Raw genomic sequence first — 25503 nt, 5'->3', positions numbered from 1 at the left:
TCTTTTCCCGAACTTTTTTATTGATATTTTCATTTTCGTTAAGTTATTTTCTATTATAACCATTATTTTTTAACTTTTCCATGATTATATGCAGTCTATTCCAAAATATTGACGTTTTCTTTTTTTGTCATTATAATGAGACTAGTTTCAAATCTAAAAGGAGCGTGAATCGAATGGAAAAAGGCGTCGTTAAATGGTTTGATAACAGAAAAGGATATGGTTTTCTTACGTATAATGAAGAGGAAGAAATTTTCGTTCATTTCACTGCAATTGAAGAAGAAGGATTTAAACATTTAGATGAGAATCAAGAAGTAACATTTGAGGTCGTTGAAGGTTCCCGGGGACTTCAAGCTGCCCATGTTAAAAAAGTTTAATATAGAGAAAAGAATCTGGAAAGAAGCGGCTGCTTCTTCCCAGATTCTTTTTTAGACGGCTGTTTAATCAGGAAACAGTTTATGCAGTTACTGTTTTTCTGCTGCCTGATACTCTTCTTTGGTAACAATATCTTTTATCTGAACGTTTACTTCAGTAACTTTCAGATTTGTCAGACGCTCAAATTCTTCTGAAATCAGCTGTTTAATTTCCCAAAAGATTTTTGATAAATCCTTTTCAAATTCGACGACTATCTTCAAGTCAATCGTCACTTCGTTTTCATCAATTTCAGTTTTAATTCCTTCGGCGGCCGTTTCACCCTCTGTTATCGTATTTTCCTTATCTAAAAGGAAAACCTGGCCATGTATATTCAGCACACCGTCAATTCGATCCAATGCTGCTCCTATAATCGTTTGAATAATCGTTTCATCAAACGCTGAAGTTGATGTTTGATGCCTTGTTTCTGCTTCCATCCGATTCCCTCCAATTTACTGCTACTTTCAACTATCAAAAACAGCTCACACCTAAATAGTAAGAAAGTTTATTAATTTTTACAAAAATTACGCTCAAATAAAATTAGGAGTAGAAACTGATTATTGTTCCACGCTCTCATCAGCTATTTACATACTTTATATAAACAGCTTTTACTGCCGAAGATTACCAAGCATTCAAACGTCCAGAGTATTACAGAAAATCGGCTACAACTGGGGCGGTTGAAGTCCTACAATGATTGTTCCATCTCGCTGATTTTTAAAATATAGTCAGATACAAAATTTGCTGTCGGCAGAATCAATGAGCTATCCACTGTATCCATCGTGTCATTTGGTGTATGTGTATACTGCAAAGCTCCTTCAAAAAAATCAGAGGAAGTTACTGCCATGCACGGAACACCTTTAAACAGAAACGGTGCATGGTCGCCGGCATACCATTCTTTTCCTTTTACAATCATTGAATGAACAGGCAACACTTCATTAAGCTGCTGGTTGTACGCCTCATTAAAATTATAAAGAGAAACAGCCGTCTGTGAGCCTAGATGACAAGGTGAGTCAATATTAATCATGAGAGAAATTGGTTCGCTGTCTATCATGTTTAAGTAGGCAAGCTCTCCCGATGCTTCATAGTACTCTTCACTTGTAAAAGGAACAATATCCACTGTAAGGTCTGAAATTGCTAATAGTTCTGCTGTTTTAAGCAGGACAGCTGCTCCCATTCCATTATCAAGAGCTCCTGGAGTTCCATACTGTGTATCAATATGAGCCCCTACAATAATTCGTTTAGCTGAAGCACTGGATTTTTTTGAACCAATCAGCTGTCTGCCGGCGGCTGGCTGTTTTGCTGATTCAATAAGAAGCTCGGCAGCCGTTGCCTTCTCAGTAAGCAAAGAACGAATCTGATGAAACGTCTGCTGGTCAATCACAGCGGAGGGGATTAAAAAATTGCCATCCTCAAACAGCGGATGGGGTGTTTTCCCATTCAGCTCAGAAGGATTTGTTGCTGCCACAATAGCTGCCGGTTTTTTCCGTTCAATCAGATTAATCAGCTGTCTATGTTCATCAGGATAATAAAATGGATAATCTTTTGGTGATAACGGTGTCTCGGTTAAAACACCTGATAAGAGTAGAATCTTCCCTTCACATACCCCATGCTCCAGCTGTTCAAGTGTTTCAGCGGTACAAACCTTTTCAGTTCCTTTAAATGGCTCAGAGAATGGACTTGGTTCCACTGTAAATCGTTGTCCTCCAATGCAGATTGCAGAAGGGCCATACTCCCAAGTGCAGCAATCAAAAGGCAAAGAGGATACTGAATACCCCATCCTTTTTAGTCTTTTTTCAATTTGGTCAGTTAGTTCCTGATTTTTCCTTGTGCCAACTGGTCTTTCTTGTGATAAAGCATGTAACAGCTCCTGCATTATTGATTCCTCCCTTTTGAAATAAAAATCACTAACTTGTCAATCCAACAAGTCGAGCTCTTTCATTCAAAGTGTATCATGGGAATTAAGGGGTGGTGTGCATATGGAGGGTTAACATTTTGATCCGTTGTCAGTCTCTTCATTTCTTCAAATGCCGGAATAATAAATTGTGCTGCCTCTCCTAGGCGTGTCAGTTCATACAGCCAGCGGTCTCCTGCTGATACAAGTTCATCATATTCAGGATTGTTTAAAGCTGTACTAACTGACAGCACCTCTCCCTGATCATTCATGCTCAGACTCCTGTGTATGGCAGCAATACTATAGCCTACCCGAATCAGCATGTTAATAATTTTAATCCGATCTAGATCATTTTCAGCATACAGTGTCTCTTTTTTTCTCCCGATACCTGCTGAAAAAATCAGTCTGTTTCTTTCCCAGTTTCTGATTGTTTCCACTGTAACTCCCAAGTAGTTAGCTAATTTTTTTCTGGATAAACTCGGCTCTGCCGCAGTTAGCGATTGATCCTTGCTGGCAACTGCCCAATCCTGCAGCGCTTTTGCAGTACTTTGCGCAAGAACTATTTCCTGATTAATTAAGCAGAGATATCTTGCCGCAGCTTTAATACCTGCATTCCAATTTTTTTCTGCTGAAAGGGTCATCACTGCAATGCCTGCTTTTCTGAGTGAGCGGTTTGTGTAAGGATAACCAAAAATACACCGGCATATTTTTAACTGCTGGACATGGATATCCGTAAACATCCGATAGTTATTGCCTTTTCTGTCCGCTGTACTAATATACCCGGAGTGTTCATAAAGTCTGATTGTATTAGGATGGATGTTATAAAGCTTTGCCAGCTGAGCAGTTGTGTAGCTATTCATCCTGTTCCCTCCCTTTAAACTTCTATAGCTCAAATTATACACGAATGGAAGCTGCCACACTTTTGTTAGTTGAGATTATCTTCTAAGTAAAATTCTTGATTTAAGATTCATCACAGTTAATTCGATGTAATATAGAGTTTATGGACCAAAGATATTTTCCTTCAAGCTTTTTTGTTCTAATTTTGACATCAGAAATTAACATTGCCCTTGCAAAATAAAAAAGCTACCTCACGGGTATGAGGTAGCAAAAAGGAGTTTTACTCTTTTCAGAGTAAAGTTAAAAAATAAAAGGTTGTTAGGAGTTCATTCTATTACAATATAATCTTTTTGTCAACTTATTTTTCTATTTAATTTATTTTTTCTTTTATATTAACTTCATTAAATAAAGTTTTCGTTATTTTAAAAGAAAAATCTTCTTACCTTTCACAGGCAAATAATCTAAAATACATTCACTCTTTATCAATCTAAGTTTAAACCCTTAAGTACATTTACAATATTGACATAATGTCATATTTTAGTTATCATGATAATGTTATTATAATAACTAAAAAACGGGTGCCTTGCACCTCTATCTCACTCTACAGTGAGATTTTTTCGTTGAAGGAGCAAAAATGGAAGACAAAACATTTAAAACTTTAGATGATCAAATAAACATCCTTAAATCTAGAAATATGCGGTTTAGAGATGAAGAACAGGCAAAATTCGTCCTAATTAACAATTCATATTACGGTATTATAAATAGCTATAAGGAGCTGTTCAGTAAGGATACGGCAAATGATTACCACAATCAGCTGTTTGAAGATATCTTAGAAGATACACTACTCCTGTGTGATTTTGACAAAAATTTAGCAGCGATTCTTTACAAATATATGATGATGATTGAAACCACGTTTAAATCTTCTTTAAGCTACTATATCGCACTTGAATTAGGAGCTGAGCAAGATGCCTATCTAAGCAAGCATAATTATTCCAATGGCTATCGTGTACAGATTGGGCGTTATAAAGGTGTTTTTTCTATTGAAAAAACGTTTGATAAAATTACAAAAAAAATAAATGATAACAGAATTTCATCCATCCAGCATTTTCAAGAACAGCACGGAAATGTTCCTCCTTGGATTGTAGCCCCTACCCTAAGTCTAGGTGTTGTTTATGAATGGTATCGACTTTGTAAGCCACCTATAAAAACAAATACAGTAAATGTATTTTTATATCCGGATAGACCAGATGAACTAAAGAAAGAACTTTTTTTACAAGCAATGAAGGTGGTTCATCTTTATCGAAATATTGCAGCTCATGGTTCACGGCTGCTGATTCATGGAATTCCTCAAAGTGCTCGTTTAAAAGAACGGCTCGTAGGAAAATATACAACCAGCTGCTTATTTTCTCAAAACTATATCTATGATCGAACTTTTCGGATTTTTGCTTTATTTACTTCAATTTGTTTGCTGCTATCTAATCGTTCCAACACAAAAACTAATTTTATCAGTGAAATTGGCTATCTGTTTCATCAGCTGGAAATGGAGAATAAAGAAATCCATCAGAGGCTTCTTTATCGGACTTTTTTACCTAAAAATTTTATTGAGTTATTAAGAGAAATCTAATTCCACTACCAAAGAATGATTGAAAATTCACAAAATATATTTTTTACCAAAAGTTTGATTTTATCATTTTTATCCTTTATACTTAAATGTGAATAAAATCTAACATTCGAAAGGAAGGAATATATGAAAAAAATAGTTTGGATTTTCTCATTGGTAATTTTTAGTCTTTTTACTTGGGGTTCGGAAGCTTCTGCTGAAACTGCAGATTCTATTGCAAAAGAAGATAATATTGAAGCGATTGCTCGTTTGAAGGAATTAGATGGACTCGAAAGCTGTCCTATTCCATTGGAAAATTTGACCACTCGTCAGCCAGCCGATTTAAGCAGCCAGACTCTCTCGCCACTACTAAGAAACCCATCAAATCGTAAAATATTTCGCTACGATGCTTACAGCTATGTTTATAATATTTGGCAGTTTTACAGTCCAGAGCTGGCGCCTGTTGGTTTTAACTGGTTTGATAATGGTATTCCCTATACAGCAGTTTCAACCGACTATATAAAAAATGGTTTTCGTTTTACCAATAATGTTTGGGACTCAGGTGTAGGCGGCTGGGATTTAGGCCGCTACTGGCGTAATTTTTCTACACGTTATCATGATGGACAAATTTTGACTTTTTGGGCCAGAGTAGATAATTTGTATCAGCTGCTTTATTATTAATGTTGTAGAAAAAGTAGATTTCGTTTAATAACGCCCTGCCTATGAGGTACATAAGCAGGGCGTTATCATTCTCTCATCTTACACAATCTGAAGATTTCTATAATTAACAACTGTTCTAAGTTTCCTTTGATTGTCTAAAACAACAACTGCGGCATTTCCCAGCATTTTTTCAATGTATCCAATCTGTGTTTCTTTTCCCTGGATGAAAGCAACCTGCTGATTCACATAAAAGCCTATTGATAATGAAGATAGCTCAATAGCTTTAGGACCATATTGTCTTCCCATAGTAGACCTCTTTTCTTAACTTTTACCAGCGTTTCGTTTACTTATGCAAAATGACGATTGACTATCGATCGGTCAAAGCTCAGTATTTACACTTCTTTGAAGATCCGCCTCGCTATTTTATGAAATGAAAGCAAGGCTTTCCTTAAAATCAGGGAATAGACCTATCTTTATAGTAACACAGAATGAGGTATGCCCCTAATCTCCTCAAATATTTCTTTAACCATAAAACAAAAAACTGCTAAAAAGATGTTTAAATCTTTTTAGCAGTTTTAATCTTAATACCTAGGTTAAAGACTTATAAACGTTCGTTTAATTCTTTAGCTAACTCTTCAAAGCCTGGTTTGCCAAGTAACGCAAACATGTTCGCTTTATAAGCTTCCACTCCTGGCTGGTCAAATGGGTTTACACCATTTAAGTAGCCGGAAATTCCTACAGCAATTTCAAAGAAGTACATAACATATCCTAATGAATATTCATCCATTTTTGGAACATTCACAATCATGTTTGGTACGTTGCCGTCTGTATGAGCCAATAAAGTTCCTTCAAAGGCTTTAGTATTCACGTAGTCAATTTCTTTACCCTGCAAATATCCTAGACCGTCCAAATCTTCATCCTGTACTGGAATTTTTAGTGAATGACGAGGCGTTTCGATTTTCACCACTGTTTCAAATAAATTGCGCATGCCATCTTGAACATATTGCCCCATAGAATGCAAATCAGTAGAAAAATCTGCTGCTGCCGGGAAAATACCTTTTTGGTCTTTTCCTTCTGATTCACCATAAAGCTGTTTCCACCATTCAGAGAAGTAGTGCATGCCCGGCTCGTAGTTGATCAGCATTTCAGTGGTTTTCCCTTTACGGTATAAGATATTACGAAGTGCTGCATATTGATACGCTTCGTTTTCTTTCAAGTCAGTTGTTGCTGCATACTCTTTACGAGCATCATTTGCACCAGACATCAATGCATCGATATCTGCTCCGCTTACAGCAATCGGCAATAGACCTACAGGTGTCAGAACAGTGAAACGTCCGCCGACATCATCAGGAATAACAAATGTTTCCCAGTTTTCAGCATCTGCTTCAACTTTAACCGCACCTTTTGCTCGGTCAGTTGTTGCATAAATACGTTTATTCGCTTCTTCTTTACCATATTTTTTGATTAGCAATTCCTTGAAGACACGGAAAGCAATCGCTGGTTCTGTTGTTGTTCCTGATTTAGAAATAACATTTACAGAAAAATCGCGGTCGCCGATTAGATGAATCAAGTCCGCTAAATACGTGGAGCTGATGCTGTTTCCTGCAAAGAATACTTGCGGCGCTTTACGTTCTTCTTTTGTTAATACGTTGCTGAAAGAATGTTGTAAAAACTCAATGGCAGCACGGGCACCTAAGTAAGAGCCTCCGATACCAATAACAACAAGTACTTCAGAATCAGACTGAATTTTTTCCGCTGCTTTCTTAATGCGGGCAAATTCCTCTTTATCATAGTTTTCAGGCAAATCAATCCACCCAGTATAGTCGTTTCCGGCACCTGTACCTTCTCGCAATGCTTTATCTACTGCATCGACTTGAGTTTGCATATATTCCAATTCATGATCAGCAACAAATGGTGCTAATTTGGAATAGTCAAATCTAATGTGTGACATTCCTTCTCCTCCTTGAAAGTAAACTTATTACACTATTACTTTACGTTCTTTTATCATATTTTTCAAGTAAATTATAACTGTATAGACCAATATCAAAAACTGAATGACTCCCTTTACTCATAAGAGAGTTTAAAAATCACCATAGCAATACTCTATTTCTCTATCAACAGTTTTCTTTCACTAATAAATCCGGCTCATAAAGCGAACGAACTATTTTACTAATCCAGCTGGGAAAAAGCGATGATTACACTGTCTGCTAGACCAGTCCCTGACTCAGCATCGCCTTAGCTACTTTTTCAAAACCAGCTATATTGGCTCCAAGAACATAATTATCTTTTGCTCCATATTCAGCAGCTGTATCACGACATTTTTCATAAATATTTTTCATAATATCATCAAGCATACTGTCTACCTTTTCAAAAGACCATGACAAACGCTCGGAGTTCTGGCTCATTTCCAAAGCAGAAACTGCTACACCGCCAGCATTGGCAGCTTTCCCAGGACAGTAAAGAACTCCATGCTGTTCAAATACATGGACAGCATCTAAGGTACAAGGCATGTTTGCCCCCTCAGCTACAATTTTCCCGCCGTTTTCAACTAGAACTGCGGCCTGTTCAGCGTTAATTTCATTTTGCGTAGCACACGGCAATGCAATATCATAGGCAGTCTTAAAATCCCAAACAGACTGACCATCATAATATTGAGCTTCTTTATGTGTGGCAACATATTTTGAAATGCGTTCTCTGTTTTTCTCTTTCAGCTCTTTAACCAGTTCAACATCAATTCCATTCGGATCATAGACAAAACCATTGGAATCAGAACAAGTCAACACGGTAGCACCTAGCTCTTTGGCCTTTTCCATTGCATAAATCGCTACATTTCCGCTGCCTGACACGACGACTTTCTTTCCTTCAAAAGAATCCTTGCGATCAGCAAGCAGGTGACGAACGAAATAGACTGCACCGTAGCCTGTCGCCTCTGTTCTTGTTTGGCTGCCCCAGTATGTTAATGGCTTACCCGTTAGAACGCCCGCATCATAATTTCTCAAACGTTTGTAGGTCCCGTATAAATACCCAATTTCACGGGCCCCCACACCAATATCCCCAGCCGGAACATCCGTATTAGGTCCAATGTGCTTGTGCAGCTCAGTCATGAAGCTTTGACAAAAGCGCATAACTTCACTGTCAGATTTTCCTTTTGGATCAAAATCACTGCCGCCTTTTCCGCCGCCAATCGGCAGTCCTGTTAAGCTGTTTTTGAAGATTTGTTCAAACGCCAAAAATTTCAAAACACTAACATTTACGCTTGGATGGAAGCGCAGGCCGCCTTTATAAGGACCAATTGCTGAGTTGTATTGAACCCGATAGCCTCGGTTCACCCGCCATTTTCCTTCATCATCCTGCCAAGGAACTCTAAATTGAATAACCCTTTCCGGTTCAATTAGCAGCTCTAAGATATTCGCTTCTGCAAATTCCGGATTTTCTTTCAGAAATGCTTCCATACTTGGCAAAAATTCATCAATTGCCTGCAGGTATTCTGTTTGCCCCTCTTCCTTCACTTCAAGTTTTTCCCGAATTTCTTTAACATAGTTTGTTATATTCATACATTCACCTTACCCTTCAGCTTTCTTTTCATTTTACAGGAAACAGCAGATTTTTCCAGCCAAAACATGAAAAAAACCAAAAAACTTTTTCATGTTTTGTGATACACTGTTTATTGAATTGGAGGTCAATCATGAATAACAAATTTGATGTCATCGTTATCGGTGCCGGGACTAGCGGATTAATGGCGGCAATTGCTGCTGCAGAAGCAGGCAGCCGCGTCCTGCTTCTGGAAAAGAATAAACGGATTGGAAAAAAACTTTTATTGACGGGCGGCGGCAGGTGCAATGTAACCAATAAACGAACACCTGAAGAGATTATCGAACATATTCCTGGAAACGGAAAATTTCTTTATAGTGCCTTTTCCCAATATACGAATCAAGACATCATCCATTTTTTTGAATCAAATGGAGTGTCGCTAAAAGAAGAAGATCACGGCCGGATGTTTCCTGTTACTGACCGCTCCCAAACAATTGTCGAAGCACTTTATGCTAAGCTGATGGAATTAGGCGGCACACTCTATACAGAAGCTCCTGTTAAGCGGCTTCTCCGAAAAGAGCAGCAAATCATTGGTGTTGAGCTAAAAAACCAAAAAATTTATGCACCCTGTGTCATTGTTTCAACTGGAGGAAAAACCTACCCTTCCACTGGTTCAACAGGTGACGGGTATATCTTTGCTAAAGCACTGGGGCACCATATTGAGCCCTTATATCCAACGGAGTCACCTATACGTTCTGAGGAAGCTTTTATTAAGAACAAAACCCTTCAGGGGATTTCTTTAAGAGACGTTCAGCTCGCTGTTTTGGGAGAAAACGGAAAACCTGTTACCTCCCATCAGATGGATCTTTTGTTTACACACTTTGGACTGTCTGGTCCAGCAGCATTACGGTGTTCCAGCTTTGTCAATCAACTACTCAAAAAAAATCCGGAGCAGCCAGTCAAACTCACACTTGACATTTTTCCAGATAAATCTTTGCAGGAGCTTTTGTCTGAGATTAAGAAGAAAATAGCAAAAACATCAGAAAAACAGCTCAAAAATTCTCTGAAGCAGCTGCTGCCGGAACGCTTACTTGAATTTTTCCTTGACCGCCATACTTTACTATCACTGACTGGTCGTCAAGTAACTGAACAGCAGCTTGAGGATTTAGCAGTTGAAATGAAGAATTTTATCATCTTAGCGACAGGCACCTTCCCCTTAGAAAAATCATTTGTAACCGGAGGTGGTGTTTCACTAAAAGAAATTCAGCCAAAAACACTGGAAAGTAAACTTGTTCAGGGATTGTTTTTCTGCGGTGAGGTCTTAGACATCAACGGCTATACCGGCGGTTATAATATTACTGCTGCTTTAGTTACAGGTCATACAGCTGGGGTGCATGCTGCTGAAATTGCAGAATATAGTACTTACCTGCTTGATGATTATTAGAAACTAAGCTGGAGGCATAACTAAAATTCTACTCTATGTATTTGCACCCTCCGAATAAACAGCAAAACAGATGCAGCTTCTTTTTTTGAAAAAACTGTTTCATCACACTAGTGTTGAAGCTGGAATCACGATCACTCATCCGGCGTAAGCAACTATTGACGGAGAAACTGTACTTGCTATGGTTCGCTTGATTAGTTGTTTTTCACTCTACGAATAACGCTGCTTATTTTCATTTAGCTAATGATGGTTCGTACTGTTTTACAGAAATTTTCAATCAGCTACAACCAGAGTACCAGAAAACTTTCATAAGAAATCGGTCAAAAGGCTGATTTCTTTTTTTTAGTTCCATGGGAAAATAGATTCATACAGGAGGTGAACACAATGAAAATTAAAATCAAAAAAGAAACCCACTGGGGTTGCTTAAAACCATTAAATGTTTATGTAAATGATGAAAAAAGAGGGAAACTATTCAACTGTATCTCATTGAATCTGGATGTTCAACCAGGAGATGAAATCAGCTTTAAAGAGGGACCGTTTCCGGCCTTTAAAAAAATTGAAGTAGCTCCTCATACAAAAGAAATCGTAATTAAAAATTCTAATAACTTACAGCCATTATTCGTTAAATTTCTGCTATTGTTCTTTGTATTCGTAATTTCTTGTCTGGTCATCCAGTCTATGCTGTTCTTTGCAGCATTCGTTATCGCTTTGTTCCTAGGCTTCGTCTCTATTTTCAGACTTCAATCCTATCAGTTTGAGATTGACGGTCATCCCGAATGGCAGTCGTTGGAACGCTCAATCAAACTGTTCAAATAGAATAATAAAAACGTTAAGAGAGTGGGATTTTTTAAATCCTACTCTCTTTTTTGGTTCTATAATATTTTGTGTTGGTGGAAAATCTGCCAACACTTTTTTAAGTGTTCAAACACAAAAAAGGAACAATAAACTGATAAAATGAAATCGTCTAAAACCACAAATCATCAGAAAGCTTGTTCCCTATGGATAAGAATACCAGAAAATTGCTTGGACTAACAGATAAACACCTCTCCTTTGGAGAGGATTGGCTTGAATATAGATTAATGAAAAGTGTTCAGGCTCAGGTAATCAAAGCAACCCTTACCTATCGACCAACACATTGTGAGAAATGTGGGGTAAAAAAATCAAGGGCAAATAATTAAGAATGGTCATCACCTAACCAACGCTCAACTTCCTGTGTTTAATGAGCGCTTGACCTTCTTAGAACTAAAGCGCTCCCGATTTCTTTGTCGTGAGCGTGGAAAAACCTTTCATGCTCATACAGAGCTGATTGAAGAACATCATCATCTGTCTAAGCAGCTCTGTCTACAAATTATGCTTGATTTAAAGAAGAATGTCTTTAGAAAACTGATTGCTCAAAAACATTTTGTTTCAGATGTGACCATTCTTCGCTTAATGGAAGAACTCTCTGCTTCCTATCGCTCTAATTGACAGTTTCTTCCGAAAATTCTATGTATCGATGAATTCAAGGCAACAAAATGCTGTCAAGGAGCGATGAGTTTCATTTGTGTCAGTGGAGAAACCAACAAGATTAAAGTCAGCAAGCGCGTTGCCTATGGTTATCGTAATTTTTATCGTTTCCGTTCACGCATTTATAGTATTCCAGGTCTTATTTTTTCACCACATGAAAAAGAGAAACAAGCGAATATCTCCTCAGCTTTATAGGCAAATCGGGAATTACCAGTTCCACTTGTGTAGGAACATTTAGTGGGATGGTATGCGTACGATGATAGATGAATGTGTAACATTCATACCTTATATTAGAGCTAGCTGTCCAGCTACGAATATACCTTGTGGAGCCTGCCTCTGCGATTACTCGAGGCAAAGCATAATAAATTTATAGGCTTAGCTGCCCAAATCATTCGCTTTATTCTCCCTTTTTCAAAAAAGAACTTGGAACAAAATCAGAGAATCTCTGTTTTTTTCGTTCCAAGTCCTTCAATTTTTTTCAGTTTTTGTCCTACCAACACAATTTGACGTAGAACCTCTTTTTTCAAATTTTTTTTACAAAAAAAGTCTGGAATATAAGTACATTCCAGACTTTTAGTATGTCGAAATTCGAATAAACAGTGGTGCGAAAGTTGTTAACTTTCTAGTTACTCTTCATTAATTCAGTCACATAAGCAACTGTTTCAGGCTGTTCTTTTTCGATTTTTGCTATAGAGTCAGCAAAATTCGGCAAGTGATCCTTGTGAGCAATCAGAAGCTCATCAAGTAATGTTTTCGCCATTGTTCCGCCTGGTACTAATGGATTTACAGTGAACGCATGTAGTGCTGCACCGTAGTCGCCATCAATTGCCGCACGGATTACTGTTTCTTCCATGCCTTTCATGTTTTGAATAATGCCGCGGGCTGCCGGCGGGAATGCTCCCCAGTTATAAGGTTCATGTCCATGAGAGGTTACCGGACCAGAAACTTCAACAACACAATCATATGGTAAATCAGTAATTGTTCCGTTATTTTCAGTAGAAACAACCATGTCCGTGCGTTTATCATTGTAGATAGATGCAATCATTTCACAGGCTGCATCACTGTAGTGCGTACCGCCGCGTTGTTCTAATTCTTTTGGTTTGTAGTCTAGCTTAGGATCTTTATAAAGCTCAAACAAACGAGTTTCTGTTTCTTTAACGACCTGAGCTCTGGTTTCTCCCTTTTCAAACTCTTCAACAGAATGCTTCAGCATTTCGTCTTCAATATAGTAATAGCGATGATAGCCGCAAGGCAGCATCCCTAAATCTTTTAGCTGCTCGTAATGGAATGGCGCATCCCAGATGTTTTTCAAATGACTTTCCTGTTCATTTTTTGGTCCGTAAATTAAGTCAATTAATTCCTGAGTCCGCTCGTTGCCTTCTTTATCCCAAACCCGGTGCCAATGGAAATGGTTAATCCCTGCAAATTTAAAGAATAAATCTTCTTCCGGCACACCCAGTTTTTCAGCTGCTTGTTTTCTATGTCCAATTGGTACATTACACAAACCGACGGTCTTTTTCCAACCGCCATGTTTAATTGCGGCTTCAGTTACCATTCCTGCCGGATTAGTAAAGTTCACTAGCCATGCGTCTGGACAAAGCTCTTTCATGTCATTAATAATGCCTAAAATCACAGGAATTGTCCGGAAAGCCTTAAACATTCCACCAGCGCCGTTTGTTTCTTGTCCCAGTACACCATGAGACAACGGAATACGTTCATCCTTAATACGTGCTTCTAATAAACCTACCCGAAACTGTGTTGAAACGAAATCAGCATCCTTTAATGCTTCACGGCGATCCAAAGTCAAATGAACTTCCCAGTCCAATCCGGCTGCCTTCACCATCCGTTTTGCCATTTCTCCCACAATTTCCAGTTTTTCTTTTCCTGCTTCAATATCTACTAACCAGATTTCTTTGATCGGTAGTTCATCTTTCCGTTTGATATACCCTTCGATCAATTCAGGTGTATAACTTGAACCTCCACCAATTGTTGCGATTTTCAGTGCTCCTCTTGACATATAGTTCCCTCCTGGTATTTTTTCAGATAGTTATCTGATATCGTTTACATTTACATTCTAATTTGTGGGAACATTCCCATGTCAAGTGTTTTCCTAAATTTTTTTAGCAGCTGATTTTCTAATTAAGACCTCTTCAAGATTTTGGACTGCTTATGCTTTGAGATCTGCTTAACTAAACTTCCTTAATACTGCTTTTCTCATTTCTTTTTCCTGTAGAATTGAAGTCAAAAAAATTATCCAGTATACTGAGAGAAGCATGAAAATCTGGAGGCGATCTGCCTATGACAACTATCATCGATGTAGCCAAACAGGCAAATGTATCAAAATCAACTGTATCAAGAGTTATCTCAGGAAACGGCTATGTTAGTAAGGACAGCCGTGAAAAGGTGCTGAAAGCGATGGAACAGCTGGCTTACTCCCCTAACCTGATTGCAAGGAATCTTCAAAGCGGAGAAACGAAAACAATTGGTTTCCTAGCTCACGGCTATTTTGATTTACTAGGATTATTTTTAAGTAACTTTATCTCAATTGCCAAAACGCATAATTATTATGTCACTCTCTACTTTACTGATGGAGACAAAAAAAAGGAAATTGATGCCTTAAATCAAATGAAGTACAAACAGCTGGACGGTGTTTTTATTTTGACCAGAGCAAACGACTGGGATGTCATCGAACCGTATACGATGTATGGGCCAATAGCTACTTGGCACCGTATTGATTCTGAACGTATCTATTCAGCCTATGTAGATCACTATTCCGGCTATTTCGATTCATTGGACTATCTTTATCGGCAAGGCTACCGAAAAATCGGACATGTGATGGGGAATCCCAAGAATTTGAATACTAAAGCCCGGATCAAAGCGATTGACAGCTTCTATCAGGAAAAAGAATTGGTTTTGAATAAAGACTGGGTTTTCTATGATATGATGCGGGAAACCAGCGGAATCAAGCTGGCTTACCAATGGCATCATATGAAAGAACGGCCGGATGCGATGGCTTTTTATACCGATTCCGTTGCAGCTGAATTTATATCTGAATTACAAAACTTAGAATATGAGGTTCCCGCAGACGTTGCAGTCATTGGTTTTGATAATAGTGACCTCAGCAAACTGATGCACATGACAACTGTTGACTACTCAATCAACCATCAAGCTGAAAATTCTTTTATCCATATTTATAACCAGCTGAATAAAGACACTTTGCATAAACGGCCTCTAGATGTTCAACTGATCGAGCGGAAGACTACGCCAAGAATCATCAGCTAACTATACTTATACTCTGAAAAAGAGAACCAGCTCATGCCACGCTGGCATTTAAATACGAAGGCACTCTCATTTTGATAAAAAATACTGTAGTTCTCTTAAGGAATTATTGCTTTTACTTGAGAGAATATACCAATCAATAGCCAAAAGCCGTGACCCTTTCAATCACGGCTTCTGGCTATTATTTAGTTGAAGAATGCTTACAGTGCACTTAGCTCCATTTTAAGATATACCTTATCCTTTAATTGGATGCCGTCTTCAAACATAGGCTCCTTATAGTGCTCTATGAAGTAATTTTCAAGACGAGAAAAAATTTTAAAGCCACAGCTTTCATAAAACGAAAGAATCCAAGGTACATCGTCAGTGCCAGCAAGCATAGCTGTACCCTGATCTTGGTAATAATTGGCGATATAGCTAATCAAATGCTTGCCATACCCTCTCCCCTGAAATTGTTCATAGGTAGCTAAACTTTGCAGCTCATAGATTCCTTCTCCCTCATCTGTTACCACACAAATACTTTTTAACCCATTATCATATAATGCGAAAAGCTGCCCTCTTTCCAAATACTTATCAATCCTATGCTCTTCTTCATCCGCTAAAAGCAATAAATCTAAAAAATCCTTTTTATGTTCATTGATAAGTTGTATCTCCATATAACCCTTCCTCTCAGATAGTTAGCTCTTTTTGCCCTCTTCGAGACACAATCTAACAGTATTCCAGCAGTTAATCACCACTGCTTAATACCTTCTTTGCTTCTTTCCCATCGTTCATTTGCACATCAGCAAAAATAGAGAGTGGGCTATAAATAACCCGACTCTCCTTCATATACTTAAAAAATACTATGCTTTTTTACGTTCATTTTTCAGAATAGAAAGTGATTGCTTCAATGATTTTAGAACGCCGCCTTCACTGTAAACCAGTACATTTGATTTATACAGCTTCGCTGAGAAGAGCGTCAGTAGAATGCCGAAGGCTAACAAAATAGCGATTGAAATCATTACACCTGATGTCGAAACTGTTTCACTTGCCAGTCTGATTGGCATAATGAATGATGAAATCAATGGGACATAGGATGTAATCCGAATAATAATATTTTGCGGATCTGTTGTACCTAAGGTCAAACCGATAAAATAGCCAATCATCGCAAGATAGATAATAGGTTGTACCGCTTTCGGCGTGTCCTCTGGCTTAGAGACTAGGGAGCCACACAAAGCAGCTAGTACAGAATAGACAAACACGCCTAACAGGAAGAACACAGTAGTAAAACCAATAAAGTTTCCTAAAATATTTTCCATTGAGATGCCTGACAAGAAGCTCTTCACAATATCTAGATCTTTGAATTGATTATAGCCAATCCCAACTGCTGCTGCATAAATTGCAATTTGAGTTAAAGCTACTAGAATAACACCAGTCAGTTTCCCATAGAAATGTGTCTGAGCCTTGGTGCTGGAAAGAATAACTTCCATGATTCTTGTTCCTTTTTCAGAAGCAATTTCCTGTGCAATAATTGAAGCATAGGTGATAATAATCATCCAGAGAATAATAGTTACTACAAATGAAATCGCTGTTTGGAAGGCTGTATTGTCTTCTCCCTCGTTCATTTTGCCATTCTCATCGAAACTAACCTTTGTTTTTGCAAAGCTCGCCGGCTGCTGTAAACTAGCAACCTGTTCCGGTGTCAAATTCAATTTACCCGCATTTACTGAGCCTTGAATGTTATTCAAAATCTGTTGAAGCATTAAATCTGTAGTTGAACCCATGGAAGACTCAGAATATAATCTCCCTTTGATTGTTTCACCAGATGTATCAATGGTCATAAATGCTTCAATTTTTTCATTTTTTAACTGTTTCTCTGCTTCTTTTTGTGAAGCAACTGTTTTAAATTTAAAGTCCTCGATTTCAGCACTTGTTAATTGCTCCGCCAAAACGGCATCATCGGAAACAATCCCAATCGTTTCAGCTTCGGAAAATCCTCCCGAAAGAGAAACAGCAGCATACATAATTCCCATCAAAAGGAAGGGCGCTAAAATCATAATAACAAATGACGCTGATTTTACATTCTTTTTATAGACATCTGATGCAATTATCCAAAACTTACTCATTTGGTTCACCTGCTTTCATCTTGAATATTTCTTCTAAGGTTGGCGGTTGTTGATTGAACATTGGAATATAGCCGAATTGTGTTGCTCTGGTGAATATTTCTTCTCCGGCCTTTGGATCGTTTAATGTTGCTTCAACAACACCATCTCCTCGTTTCACTGCTGAGGCAACTCCATTTATAGAGGAAACGTCTTCTGCTGTCAGCGCAGATTCTAAAAAGACTTTTGTACGTCCAAAGCTTTCACGAATCTCATGAACTTTCCCGTTCAACACCATCTTTCCGCTCCTCAACATCAACAGGTGATCACAAATTTTCTCAACGTTATCCATGTTGTGGCTTGAAAAAATGACACATGACCCTTTTTTCTTTAATTCAATGATACCGTCTTTTAGCAACTCTGCATTTACTGGGTCAAGACCACTGAAGGGCTCATCCAAAATGACTAGCTTTGGTTCATGAATTAGAGTGGCAATCAGCTGAACCTTTTGCTGATTCCCTTTGGAAAGTGATTTCACTTTATCGGTTTTCTTACCTTTAACTTTAAATTTTTCCATCCATTCGTCAATTTTCGGCTTGATTTCTTTTTTATTTTTCCCTCTTAATTCAGCAAAATAAATCAGCTGCTCTTCAATTGACACTTTTGGATACAATCCGCGTTCTTCCGGCAAGTAGCCAATATCATTATAATCCTTACCGCTTAGTTCATGACCATTCCATAGAACCGTTCCACTATCTTGTGTAAGGAAGTCCAAAATCAATCGGAAGGTTGTTGTTTTACCTGCCCCGTTCTGTCCAATTAGCCCTAAAATTTTACCATCTGGTATTTCAAAAGAAATATTATCGACCGCAGTATAGTCGCCAAATGTTTTAACCAAATTTTTCACTTCTAACATTTCATACCCTCCAATTTTTTCTGTAGTCAGTTATTTTGTAATCACCGGTTTTCCGTCCTGGTCCAGCAGCACTGTTAATCCTCCTGCGTAGCCAGATCCAACAAACAGGTAGTTGACTCCTGTTTCCTTATCCACAATAATGCATGTTTGTTCCTTCAACATACCAAGACTTTCTCTTTGTAAAAGTTCAAATCTTTTATCAGCCATTAAAATCACTCCTTTCTAAATAATTCCTTGAAGTAAAATACTTAAAAAAATTCCTATTATTCCACCGATAATGGTTAGAATAATAATGTCTCTGAACACCTTTTGCCTTTTGGCGAACTGTTCTGGCCGAGAGAAGAACTTCCGCCGATCTCTGTAAAACACAAGAGAATATACTACGTTAATTGCAATTGAAAGCGGCATGACCGTAAAAACAGTTCCTAATAAAAACAAGATAAAGCGTGATATAAGGTAGAGAGCTGTTACTGATGTGTGGGGTTCTCTTGTAAGAAAGGCCAGCCAATAGAGCAGCAATCCAAACGGAACAAACAACAGATTACGCCAAAACATCCAAAGCCATTCTTTACGCATCCGCAGCCAATAGCTTTCTTCGTCAGAATAAATCGAGGAAACACAAGGATCTGCTTTAAAATAAAAATATTTTTTCTTATGATTGGAAATACATTCCCAGCCAGCTTCCTGATAAATCGTTAGATAGTCGTCCAGCTCATCTCGTTCTCCTGAAAAAAAATCTACAGAAAATTTTTTAATCTCAGGTGCATTTTTTTGAAATTCCAGAAAACCAAAGTTATTTAGCTTTATGAACTGCCAGCCTAGCTGTGCTTGTTCCCTCAGCACCTCCATCTCCTTTTCCGGATAAAGAGCAACACCTTTTGAAAGCACATATTTTTTTCCCTTAATGATCATCGTACTTTCTCCTTCTTTCAGCAACTAAAAATTCTCCGGCCTGATAAAGAAGTTTTCTGCGGCTGATGTCTTTTTCCAAAACATCAAGTCCCTCCTCAGTAATTAAATAAATCTTCTTACGTTCCGAATTTTCTTCCAGAGTAATATAACCGCTCTTTTGCAGCTTCTTCAAAATGGTATACATACTTGCCGGACCGATGGAAACCTTACCGTCGGTCAACTCGCTAATCTGTTTCATAATGGCATATCCATGCTGAGGCTGCAGCAAAGTAAGCAAAATCAGATAACTAGAGTCTGTCAGTGTCTCGTCCATTAAGATTCCCTCACTATATCATCTTTAGATATATCATCGAGCGATATATCGCTTAACGATATATTAGCTGAATGATTTTCATTTGTCAATTACTATTTACATTTTTTTCTGGTAATAATAAGAGGCAATTACATAGAGAACTAAAAATAGACAGATCAGGACAGAAAGAGCAACGCTATAACCCGGGTTGATAAATCCGCAGATTATTGCCGTTACTGCTAAAATGAAAATAAAAATTCTAGCTGTCAGAACCATTGCTCTTGTATTAATCTCAACATTTCGCTCATCAAATTCTTCCCGCCGGTTTTTCTCCATCTTCTTTTCATTTTTCAGCATTCGATTATTTTGAATGAACATCAAAATCCCAACAGCTCCTAATCCCACGCTCATTCCGTTAAGGTAGCTCGAAGTATGCTCATCATTAAATAATAAAAAGGATAAGCTGCCTATTAGTAAACTCGCAGCAATCATTCCAATAAACAACAGTCTCCGCCGTTGAAGAATTGCTCGGTAATCTTTCGAATTATGCGCTTGAGCTTTCGGCCAAAATTTCATATATTCTCCTCCTCTAAATCAAATATAAAAATATCTTCGATTGGCTGATTAAAAAACTGTGCAATTTTGTGTGCTAAGACTAACGATGCGTTGTACTTGCCATTTTCCAAGGAAATAATAGTTTGCCTAGTAACACTTACAGCGTCGGCAAGTTCACTTTGAGTAATTTTCTGCTTTTTTCGAAGCTGTTGTATTTTATTCTGCACATGACTTCTCCTCTCTAGAAAGTATAGTCAGCTTTACAAAAAAAGTATAGCTCACTATACAAAAAAAGTAAAGCCCCCTTTACAGTTTTTTTTATATTTTTATTGCATAGCCTTAATTTAAGCTTAAAAATCAACTTTCAAGGAGAAAAAAGAATGAAGGGGCTGTGACATTAGTATGCCTCAGTCCCTTAAACCTGGATAAACGGTGTTTCAGAAGTAACTTCTTCGACAATAAGGCGGAAATTCGCAAAAATTTGTAAAACAATTTTCGGAATTTCCGCCTTATTGCTTGAAGCTGAACACTTCTGTCACAACCTCTTCATTCAGCTGATTTATTAAAAATTCTCTTTTATTCGGGCATCTCTGTCTCTTGCTGTTCATTTTCTTCAAGAGATTCGTGCAAATGATTATACACGTTCTGCGCCACATTCTTAGGTAGCCCTGACTCCCTAAGCTCCTCTACTGAAGCCGCAGTAATATTTTTCAATGATTTAAATTGCCGCAGCAGTTCTTTCTTCCGCTTAGGTCCTAATCCTTCAATATCATCCAGCTTGGAAGCAAAACTGTTTTTGCTGCGCAGCTGTCTATGGAAGGTAATCGCAAAACGATGGACCTCATCCTGAATTCTTTGAAGCAGAAAAAATTCCTGAGAATTACGTTCCAGAGGTATCACTGATAAATCAGCACCAAATAGCAGTTCACTGGTTTTATGCTTATCATTTTTGGCTAGCCCTGCAATAGGGATATCCAGCCCCAACTGGTTTGCCAATACGTCCTTTGCAACATCTACTTGACCTTTCCCGCCATCGATCACAATTAAATCAGGAAACGGCAAGCCATCCTTTAAAACCCGTGAATAACGTCGGTAAATGACCTCTCGCATAGATGCATAATCATCCGGTCCCTTAACCGTTTTTATTTTATATTTTCGATATTCTTTTTTAGCTGGTTTCCCATCTATAAAGACCACCATTGCCGATACAGGATCGGTTCCCATAATATTGGAATTATCAAAAGCTTCAATTCTAATAGGAGTGGGAATATTCATTGCGTTTCCTAAACGTTCCACAGCACCAATCGTCCGTTCCTGCTTGCGGACAATCAAATCGAATTTTTCTTGTAAGGCGACTGTTGCATTTTTTCCTGCCAGTTTGACCAGCTTTTTCTTTTCACCTCGCTGAGGCTGCATAACTCTGGTGGATAGCAAAGCTTCCACACTTTCTTTATCGATATCATCGGGGATTAGCACTTCTTTAGGAATGAAATGTTCATTTTCTTGATAAAACTGCCCGATAAATGTTAAAAAATCCTCTGTTGGTTCATCATAAAACGGAAAAATACTTACGTCACGTTCGATTAATTTCCCTTGACGAACAAAGAAGACCTGTACACACATCCAGCCTTTATCTACTGCATAGCCGAAGACATCTCTATCAACTAAATCAGCATTCGTCATTTTTTGTCTGGTCATGACTGTTTCAATTGATTTAATTTGATCCCGATATTCCGCTGCTTTTTCAAACTCCATCTCGCCAGCTGCAAGTACCATTTTCTCTTCCAACTGTTTCTGTATTTCCGGATAGCCGCCATTTAAAAAACGACGAATTTCACTAACCATTTCGCTATACTTCTTTTTAGGAACATCGAAGACACATGGGGCTAAACATTGCCCCATATGATAATAGAGACAAACTTCTTTGGGCAGGACCTTGCATTTTCTTAGCGGAAACAAACGGTCCAACAGACGCTTGGTATCATTTGCGGCCCGAACATCCGGATAAGGCCCAAAATAAAGAGCTTTATCTTTCAATACCTTTCTGGTAATCAACAATCTTGGATACGGCTCACTAGTAATCTTTATAAAAGGATAGCTCTTGTCATCCTTCAACATGATATTATATTTGGGATCATTTTTGTGAATAAGATTAATTTCCAGCAGCAATGCTTCAATATTTGATTCTGTTACAATATATTCAAAGTCTTCGATTTCACTCACAAGACGTTCTGTTTTCGTATCATGGCTCCCTGTAAAGTAGGAACGAACCCGATTTTTGAGAATTTTTGCTTTCCCTACATAAATAATTGTCCCGTTTTTATCCTTCATCAGATAACAGCCGGGCTGATCAGGAAGTAATGCCAGCTTATTTTTTATCCGTTCATTCATTGCTTTCTCCCTCTCTTTATTTCCTGTAACATTATAACATGAAGAGCAGGAATGTGCGATAAAACAGGAACTGGCGTTCTAATCATTTTTCAGAAGCTGCTGCTCCTTATTATTTACTGTCTTTTTCTTTGCTGTATATTGTGCTTTAACTAAATAGACTCCGATAATGATAATAACAATCCCTACTAGCTCACTAAAGGACAATTTTTCAGAAAAAATAAAAAGCGAATAGATTGAAGCAATTGCAGGCTGAGCCAGACATATAATCGAAGACAGATTAACATTAACCTTCCCCTGACAATAGGCCAACAAATTATGGCCAAAGACTTGTAAAAGGACAGCTAAGCCAATAAGCGGCCAAAAATCAGCCCATATTTCCGGATGCTGAATCCCTTCTGTAGCTCCCCCTATAAAAAACAAACTTGCCACAGAACCAAAGCCGCTGATAAACATAATAACACTGCTGGAGAAACGGTCTCTAAGATGATAGCAAATCAATAGAAATCCCGCATAGAAAAAAGACGCAGCCAAGGCCAACCCATCACCAAAATAATTCTCAAAGGACGGATTTATTTTTCCACCTAATAAAGCAACAACCCCCACTATAGTAATAATAGCTCCAACAATGAAAAAACGAGGCATCCGTTCTTTGAAAAAAAGATAAGACAACGGAATAACTGTAAAGGGCGTTAAGTTGGTTAATAAATTAGCATTTGCAACAGTTGTATAGGAAAAAGAGACATTCCATAAAGCGATATCGCCAGCTAAAAACACACCTGCTGCCAAAAGCAGGCCACTATCCTTTAGTGTCAGTTTTTTGAGCTGCGGATAAGCCAACGGAAAAAGCAGCGGTAATGAAAAGAGCACACGATAAGCACCTGTATTAATCGGTCCGAGCTGGCTAAATTTAACAAAAATTCCTCCAGTCGCTAATAGACTAACAGCTAAAAGCTCCAATAAAATGTCCTTTGTTTGATTTTCTCTGATTTTTTCTTTCATCATTATCCCCCGTTTGCTCGACTATAATCTATATTTTTACTGACAGCCAAGTTTATTAAATTTTCTCTATGGTATACTATTGATGGCCCTATAAAAAGTGCCACTGGTATACATTTTTACCAGTCCACCTAGAAACAGCCCTTATTAATCAACACAATTTTCAGTAAGATTATTAATTTCATATGAAAATTCTATAAAAAATACTGTTCTTAATGTTTCTCTTGAAACAAGATTGACTGGTTAGGAATGGTTTAGTTTTAAGAAAAGGAGGATTTATGTTAGTAATAGATCGAACAAAAAAAGCGCCCTTATATCAGCAGCTTTATGAACAATTGAGGGATGAAATTTTAAGTGGTATCCGAAAAGAAGGAGAGTTATTAAGCGGCAGCCGTATTTTAGCACAGACACTAACTATCAGCCGGCATACTGTAGATACAGCCTATAGTCAATTAGCTGCTGAAGGATACATCTATCCAAAACGAGGCATTGGCTTTATTGTTGCACCAGTCCCTAGGCTGACTAACGTTGCAGGACTCGTTCAACCGGCATTTGAAAAACAGTCCCTTGAGAAAAATGAAAATATTCTCTACGACTTAACCAATAGCAGCCATACCAGTAATCTCTTTCCGAAAAAGCTTTGGCAGAAATATACAGAGAGCTCTTTGGAGCTATTGTATAAAGAGGAAAAAATATCTTCATTACTTGATAAACAAGGAGAGTTGTTTCTTCGTGAAACTCTTCTTCATTATCTTGAAAGAATGAGAGGGGTTCGCTGTTCTGCCAATCAGATGATTCTAACAAGCGGTACACAACAATCCTTGGACTATCTATGTAAGCTGCTGCCAAATCAAACACAGATTCTGATGGAAGAACCAGGTTATAATAAAGCTGTATCTGTATTTAAAAATAATAGCCGCACTGTTCAGACTGTTCCAGTCGATGATCATGGCATTTGTGTGGATCGACTCCCCACAGTTCCAACTGGCAGTCTCTTATATACAACACCTTCTCATCAGTTTCCAACTGGCGTGACCTTACCGGTTGGCCGACGTTATGAGCTGCTGAATTGGGCATCTCATAACCACAGCTATATTATTGAAGATGATTATGACAGTGAATTACGTTATTATGCCAAACCAATTCCTGCACTCCAGTCAATTGCTAGAAATGACCAAGTCATCTATTTGGGAACATTCTCGAAAGTCCTCTCTCCTTCTCTAAGAATGAGTTATGTGATTTTGCCCTTATCCTTAATGAACAGTTATCAAAATAAATTCTCAGACTACAATTGTTCTGTCCCCCTGCTGAATCAATACATTGTTGCTCAATTAATCAAAGACGGAAAGTATGATCAGCATGTGCGTAGATTGAATCAGATTTTCAAAAAGAGACTAGAGCTTTTTACCCATGCCTTTCAGGACGTTGCTCATAAAATAAAGATTTCGAAAAACGGCAGCGGCCAATATTTTCTAATTACTTTTTCTGCAGCAGTTTCTCAAGAAGAACTGATAAAAGCTGCTGCAGAGCAACAGGTAAAAGTCTACTCTACGATGAATTTCTGGCAGGAAAAAACCGATTGCCCTCCAAACACTTTATTTTTAGGCTTTAGTAAAATAGAATTAACAGATATCCCGGATTGCGCAAAGCGTCTTAAAGCAGCTTGGAGGCAATGGCTCTGATTGCGTTATTATTGCTGAAGAAAAAACATGGAAGCTATCCGCAGCGGATAGCTTCCATGTTTGCGTTGCTTATATATGTTTGCTGACAATATCATTCAATTGCTCTTTAGAATGAACGCCAACCAGACGTTCCACTACTTCGCCGTCTTTTTTCAGAAGTAATGTCGGAATACTCATAATTCCGAATGAACCTGGAGTTGCGGGATTTTCATCCACATCCATTTTTACAATTTTTAGTTCATCCTCTTCATATTCGCCTGATAACTGATCTAGAATAGGTGCCTGCATGCGACAAGGACCGCACCATGCTGCCCAAAAGTCAATCAGCACTAAGCCTTCGTCTGTTTCTGCTGCAAATGTTTTATCAGTAACTGCTTCCATCTTTCATTCCTCCTATATTCAAGTACAAGGTTATTATAGCACTTCAGGTATAGATACTCTATTTTTTTGCTTACCAATAGTAAGAGAGTAATTGACACCTGTAAAATAATGCCTATTTATTCTTCAATGAACTATCACTAACGCATA

General features: G+C 38.1%; 26 protein-coding genes. 8 read left to right on the top strand and 18 right to left on the bottom strand.

Features of this window, described 5'->3' with window-relative positions:
• Nucleotides 1–173: 173 nt before the first annotated feature.
• Nucleotides 174–374 (top strand): cold-shock protein, encoded by a 201-nt coding sequence (locus tag AC1Z3K_RS12100; protein ID WP_426084414.1) that lies wholly within the window; start codon nucleotides 174–176, stop codon nucleotides 372–374.
• 87 nt (nucleotides 375–461) lie between these two features.
• On the opposite strand, the gene AC1Z3K_RS12095 is transcribed toward AC1Z3K_RS12100, so the two are convergent.
• The 3 genes from AC1Z3K_RS12095 to AC1Z3K_RS12085 form a co-directional block, all read right to left on the bottom strand.
• Nucleotides 462–845 (bottom strand): Asp23/Gls24 family envelope stress response protein, encoded by a 384-nt coding sequence (locus AC1Z3K_RS12095; RefSeq protein WP_426084415.1) that lies wholly within the window; start codon nucleotides 843–845, stop codon nucleotides 462–464.
• 248 nt (nucleotides 846–1093) lie between these two features.
• Nucleotides 1094–2281, bottom strand: coding sequence for a M28 family metallopeptidase (locus tag AC1Z3K_RS12090; protein WP_426084416.1), 1188 nt, complete (start codon nucleotides 2279–2281; stop codon nucleotides 1094–1096).
• 62 nt (nucleotides 2282–2343) lie between these two features.
• On the bottom strand, nucleotides 2344–3159 hold the full coding sequence (locus AC1Z3K_RS12085) for a MerR family transcriptional regulator (RefSeq protein WP_426084417.1): 816 nt from the start codon (nucleotides 3157–3159) through the stop codon (nucleotides 2344–2346).
• A gap of 611 nt (nucleotides 3160–3770) precedes the next feature.
• Here AC1Z3K_RS12085 and AC1Z3K_RS12080 point away from each other — a divergent pair.
• Entirely contained in the window at nucleotides 3771–4760 is a 990-nt protein-coding gene (locus AC1Z3K_RS12080; RefSeq protein WP_461732843.1) for an Abi family protein, read from the top strand.
• Nucleotides 4761–4883: 123 nt separating this feature from the next.
• Nucleotides 4884–5417 carry a hypothetical protein gene (locus tag AC1Z3K_RS12075; RefSeq protein WP_426084419.1) on the top strand — a complete coding sequence of 178 codons (534 nt, stop codon included), beginning with the start codon at nucleotides 4884–4886 and terminating at the stop codon, nucleotides 5415–5417.
• Nucleotides 5418–5495: 78 nt separating this feature from the next.
• Here AC1Z3K_RS12075 and AC1Z3K_RS12070 read toward each other — a convergent pair whose 3' ends face one another.
• The 3 genes from AC1Z3K_RS12070 to gdhA all read right to left on the bottom strand — a co-directional run bounded on the left by AC1Z3K_RS12070 (nucleotide 5496) and on the right by gdhA (nucleotide 8950).
• Nucleotides 5496–5702, bottom strand: coding sequence for a hypothetical protein (locus tag AC1Z3K_RS12070; RefSeq protein ID WP_426084420.1), 207 nt, complete (start codon nucleotides 5700–5702; stop codon nucleotides 5496–5498).
• A gap of 295 nt (nucleotides 5703–5997) precedes the next feature.
• Nucleotides 5998–7347, bottom strand: a complete 1350-nt coding sequence (locus tag AC1Z3K_RS12065; protein WP_426084421.1) for a glucose-6-phosphate isomerase — start codon at nucleotides 7345–7347, stop codon at nucleotides 5998–6000.
• Nucleotides 7348–7603: 256 nt separating this feature from the next.
• Nucleotides 7604–8950, bottom strand: coding sequence for an NADP-specific glutamate dehydrogenase (gene gdhA, locus AC1Z3K_RS12060; protein WP_426084422.1), 1347 nt, complete (start codon nucleotides 8948–8950; stop codon nucleotides 7604–7606).
• Nucleotides 8951–9081: 131 nt separating this feature from the next.
• Here gdhA and AC1Z3K_RS12055 point away from each other — a divergent pair, with 131 nt between their 5' ends.
• From AC1Z3K_RS12055 to AC1Z3K_RS12045, 3 genes are all read left to right on the top strand, one after another.
• On the top strand, nucleotides 9082–10371 hold the full coding sequence (locus AC1Z3K_RS12055; RefSeq protein ID WP_461732842.1) for a BaiN/RdsA family NAD(P)/FAD-dependent oxidoreductase: 1290 nt from the start codon (nucleotides 9082–9084) through the stop codon (nucleotides 10369–10371).
• Between the two features lie 381 nt (nucleotides 10372–10752).
• A complete protein-coding gene (locus AC1Z3K_RS12050) occupies nucleotides 10753–11184 on the top strand; it encodes a hypothetical protein (RefSeq protein WP_426084424.1) in 432 nt (143 codons plus the stop codon).
• Between the two features lie 714 nt (nucleotides 11185–11898).
• The gene (locus AC1Z3K_RS12045) at nucleotides 11899–12069 is read left to right on the top strand and encodes a transposase (protein ID WP_461732841.1); all 171 of its coding nucleotides are present in this window, start codon (nucleotides 11899–11901) and stop codon (nucleotides 12067–12069) included.
• Nucleotides 12070–12496: 427 nt separating this feature from the next.
• Here AC1Z3K_RS12045 and AC1Z3K_RS12040 read toward each other — a convergent pair whose 3' ends face one another.
• Nucleotides 12497–13891 carry a 6-phospho-beta-glucosidase gene (locus AC1Z3K_RS12040; protein WP_461732840.1) on the bottom strand — a complete coding sequence of 465 codons (1395 nt, stop codon included), beginning with the start codon at nucleotides 13889–13891 and terminating at the stop codon, nucleotides 12497–12499.
• A 281-nt stretch (nucleotides 13892–14172) separates the two neighbouring features.
• On the opposite strand from AC1Z3K_RS12040, the gene AC1Z3K_RS12035 reads away from it, so the two are divergent.
• On the top strand, nucleotides 14173–15156 hold the full coding sequence (locus tag AC1Z3K_RS12035) for a LacI family DNA-binding transcriptional regulator (RefSeq protein ID WP_426084427.1): 984 nt from the start codon (nucleotides 14173–14175) through the stop codon (nucleotides 15154–15156).
• 197 nt (nucleotides 15157–15353) lie between these two features.
• Here the strand turns inward: AC1Z3K_RS12035 and AC1Z3K_RS12030 are convergent, their stop codons facing one another.
• From AC1Z3K_RS12030 to AC1Z3K_RS11985, 10 genes are all read right to left on the bottom strand, one after another.
• A complete protein-coding gene (locus AC1Z3K_RS12030; protein WP_461732839.1) occupies nucleotides 15354–15806 on the bottom strand; it encodes a GNAT family N-acetyltransferase in 453 nt (150 codons plus the stop codon).
• A 186-nt stretch (nucleotides 15807–15992) separates the two neighbouring features.
• Nucleotides 15993–17255, bottom strand: coding sequence for an ABC transporter permease (locus AC1Z3K_RS12025; protein WP_426084429.1), 1263 nt, complete (start codon nucleotides 17253–17255; stop codon nucleotides 15993–15995).
• On the bottom strand, nucleotides 17248–18147 hold the full coding sequence (locus tag AC1Z3K_RS12020) for an ABC transporter ATP-binding protein (RefSeq protein WP_426084430.1): 900 nt from the start codon (nucleotides 18145–18147) through the stop codon (nucleotides 17248–17250). Before AC1Z3K_RS12020 ends, AC1Z3K_RS12025 begins: the two co-directional genes overlap by 8 nt.
• 30 nt (nucleotides 18148–18177) lie before the next feature.
• Entirely contained in the window at nucleotides 18178–18354 is a 177-nt protein-coding gene (locus tag AC1Z3K_RS12015) for a DUF6440 family protein (protein ID WP_426084431.1), read from the bottom strand.
• Between the two features lie 15 nt (nucleotides 18355–18369).
• The gene (locus tag AC1Z3K_RS12010) at nucleotides 18370–19059 is read right to left on the bottom strand and encodes a DUF2812 domain-containing protein (RefSeq protein ID WP_426084432.1); all 690 of its coding nucleotides are present in this window, start codon (nucleotides 19057–19059) and stop codon (nucleotides 18370–18372) included.
• Nucleotides 19049–19372 carry a PadR family transcriptional regulator gene (locus AC1Z3K_RS12005; RefSeq protein ID WP_426084433.1) on the bottom strand — a complete coding sequence of 108 codons (324 nt, stop codon included), beginning with the start codon at nucleotides 19370–19372 and terminating at the stop codon, nucleotides 19049–19051. Before AC1Z3K_RS12005 ends, AC1Z3K_RS12010 begins: the two co-directional genes overlap by 11 nt.
• A gap of 96 nt (nucleotides 19373–19468) precedes the next feature.
• Nucleotides 19469–19927 (bottom strand): DUF6442 family protein, encoded by a 459-nt coding sequence (locus AC1Z3K_RS12000; RefSeq protein WP_426084434.1) that lies wholly within the window; start codon nucleotides 19925–19927, stop codon nucleotides 19469–19471.
• Nucleotides 19924–20133, bottom strand: coding sequence for a helix-turn-helix transcriptional regulator (locus tag AC1Z3K_RS11995; protein WP_426084435.1), 210 nt, complete (start codon nucleotides 20131–20133; stop codon nucleotides 19924–19926). The genes AC1Z3K_RS12000 and AC1Z3K_RS11995 overlap by 4 nt, the downstream gene beginning before the upstream one ends.
• A gap of 349 nt (nucleotides 20134–20482) precedes the next feature.
• Nucleotides 20483–22297, bottom strand: a complete 1815-nt coding sequence (gene uvrC / locus AC1Z3K_RS11990; RefSeq protein WP_426084436.1) for an excinuclease ABC subunit UvrC — start codon at nucleotides 22295–22297, stop codon at nucleotides 20483–20485.
• 78 nt (nucleotides 22298–22375) lie between these two features.
• Entirely contained in the window at nucleotides 22376–23296 is a 921-nt protein-coding gene (locus tag AC1Z3K_RS11985) for a DMT family transporter (protein ID WP_461732838.1), read from the bottom strand.
• Between the two features lie 275 nt (nucleotides 23297–23571).
• Between AC1Z3K_RS11985 and pdxR the strand changes: the two genes are divergently transcribed.
• Nucleotides 23572–24975, top strand: coding sequence for a MocR-like pyridoxine biosynthesis transcription factor PdxR (pdxR, locus tag AC1Z3K_RS11980; protein ID WP_461732837.1), 1404 nt, complete (start codon nucleotides 23572–23574; stop codon nucleotides 24973–24975).
• A gap of 69 nt (nucleotides 24976–25044) precedes the next feature.
• Here the strand turns inward: pdxR and trxA are convergent, their stop codons facing one another.
• Nucleotides 25045–25356, bottom strand: coding sequence for a thioredoxin (trxA, locus tag AC1Z3K_RS11975; RefSeq protein WP_426084439.1), 312 nt, complete (start codon nucleotides 25354–25356; stop codon nucleotides 25045–25047).
• Between the last annotated feature and the right edge of the window lie 147 nt (nucleotides 25357–25503).

Source organism: Enterococcus sp. LJL128, from assembly GCF_056924295.1.
Note: the sequence above shows the minus strand (reverse complement) of the source record. Positions and strands in the feature narration are given on the sequence as shown.

Coding starts and splice junctions, on each gene's coding strand:
- AC1Z3K_RS12100 (WP_426084414.1), top strand. CDS start 174: ATGGAAAAAGGCGTCGTTAAATGGTTTGATAACAGAAAAGGATATGGT.
- AC1Z3K_RS12095 (WP_426084415.1), bottom strand. CDS start 845: ATGGAAGCAGAAACAAGGCATCAAACATCAACTTCAGCGTTTGATGAA.
- AC1Z3K_RS12090 (WP_426084416.1), bottom strand. CDS start 2,281: ATGCAGGAGCTGTTACATGCTTTATCACAAGAAAGACCAGTTGGCACA.
- AC1Z3K_RS12085 (WP_426084417.1), bottom strand. CDS start 3,159: ATGAATAGCTACACAACTGCTCAGCTGGCAAAGCTTTATAACATCCAT.
- AC1Z3K_RS12080 (WP_461732843.1), top strand. CDS start 3,771: ATGGAAGACAAAACATTTAAAACTTTAGATGATCAAATAAACATCCTT.
- AC1Z3K_RS12075 (WP_426084419.1), top strand. CDS start 4,884: ATGAAAAAAATAGTTTGGATTTTCTCATTGGTAATTTTTAGTCTTTTT.
- AC1Z3K_RS12070 (WP_426084420.1), bottom strand. CDS start 5,702: ATGGGAAGACAATATGGTCCTAAAGCTATTGAGCTATCTTCATTATCA.
- AC1Z3K_RS12065 (WP_426084421.1), bottom strand. CDS start 7,347: ATGTCACACATTAGATTTGACTATTCCAAATTAGCACCATTTGTTGCT.
- gdhA (WP_426084422.1), bottom strand. CDS start 8,950: ATGAATATAACAAACTATGTTAAAGAAATTCGGGAAAAACTTGAAGTG.
- AC1Z3K_RS12055 (WP_461732842.1), top strand. CDS start 9,082: ATGAATAACAAATTTGATGTCATCGTTATCGGTGCCGGGACTAGCGGA.
- AC1Z3K_RS12050 (WP_426084424.1), top strand. CDS start 10,753: ATGAAAATTAAAATCAAAAAAGAAACCCACTGGGGTTGCTTAAAACCA.
- AC1Z3K_RS12045 (WP_461732841.1), top strand. CDS start 11,899: ATGAGTTTCATTTGTGTCAGTGGAGAAACCAACAAGATTAAAGTCAGC.
- AC1Z3K_RS12040 (WP_461732840.1), bottom strand. CDS start 13,891: ATGTCAAGAGGAGCACTGAAAATCGCAACAATTGGTGGAGGTTCAAGT.
- AC1Z3K_RS12035 (WP_426084427.1), top strand. CDS start 14,173: ATGACAACTATCATCGATGTAGCCAAACAGGCAAATGTATCAAAATCA.
- AC1Z3K_RS12030 (WP_461732839.1), bottom strand. CDS start 15,806: ATGGAGATACAACTTATCAATGAACATAAAAAGGATTTTTTAGATTTA.
- AC1Z3K_RS12025 (WP_426084429.1), bottom strand. CDS start 17,255: ATGAGTAAGTTTTGGATAATTGCATCAGATGTCTATAAAAAGAATGTA.
- AC1Z3K_RS12020 (WP_426084430.1), bottom strand. CDS start 18,147: ATGTTAGAAGTGAAAAATTTGGTTAAAACATTTGGCGACTATACTGCG.
- AC1Z3K_RS12015 (WP_426084431.1), bottom strand. CDS start 18,354: ATGGCTGATAAAAGATTTGAACTTTTACAAAGAGAAAGTCTTGGTATG.
- AC1Z3K_RS12010 (WP_426084432.1), bottom strand. CDS start 19,059: ATGATCATTAAGGGAAAAAAATATGTGCTTTCAAAAGGTGTTGCTCTT.
- AC1Z3K_RS12005 (WP_426084433.1), bottom strand. CDS start 19,372: ATGGACGAGACACTGACAGACTCTAGTTATCTGATTTTGCTTACTTTG.
- AC1Z3K_RS12000 (WP_426084434.1), bottom strand. CDS start 19,927: ATGAAATTTTGGCCGAAAGCTCAAGCGCATAATTCGAAAGATTACCGA.
- uvrC (WP_426084436.1), bottom strand. CDS start 22,297: ATGAATGAACGGATAAAAAATAAGCTGGCATTACTTCCTGATCAGCCC.
- AC1Z3K_RS11985 (WP_461732838.1), bottom strand. CDS start 23,296: ATGAAAGAAAAAATCAGAGAAAATCAAACAAAGGACATTTTATTGGAG.
- pdxR (WP_461732837.1), top strand. CDS start 23,572: ATGTTAGTAATAGATCGAACAAAAAAAGCGCCCTTATATCAGCAGCTT.
- trxA (WP_426084439.1), bottom strand. CDS start 25,356: ATGGAAGCAGTTACTGATAAAACATTTGCAGCAGAAACAGACGAAGGC.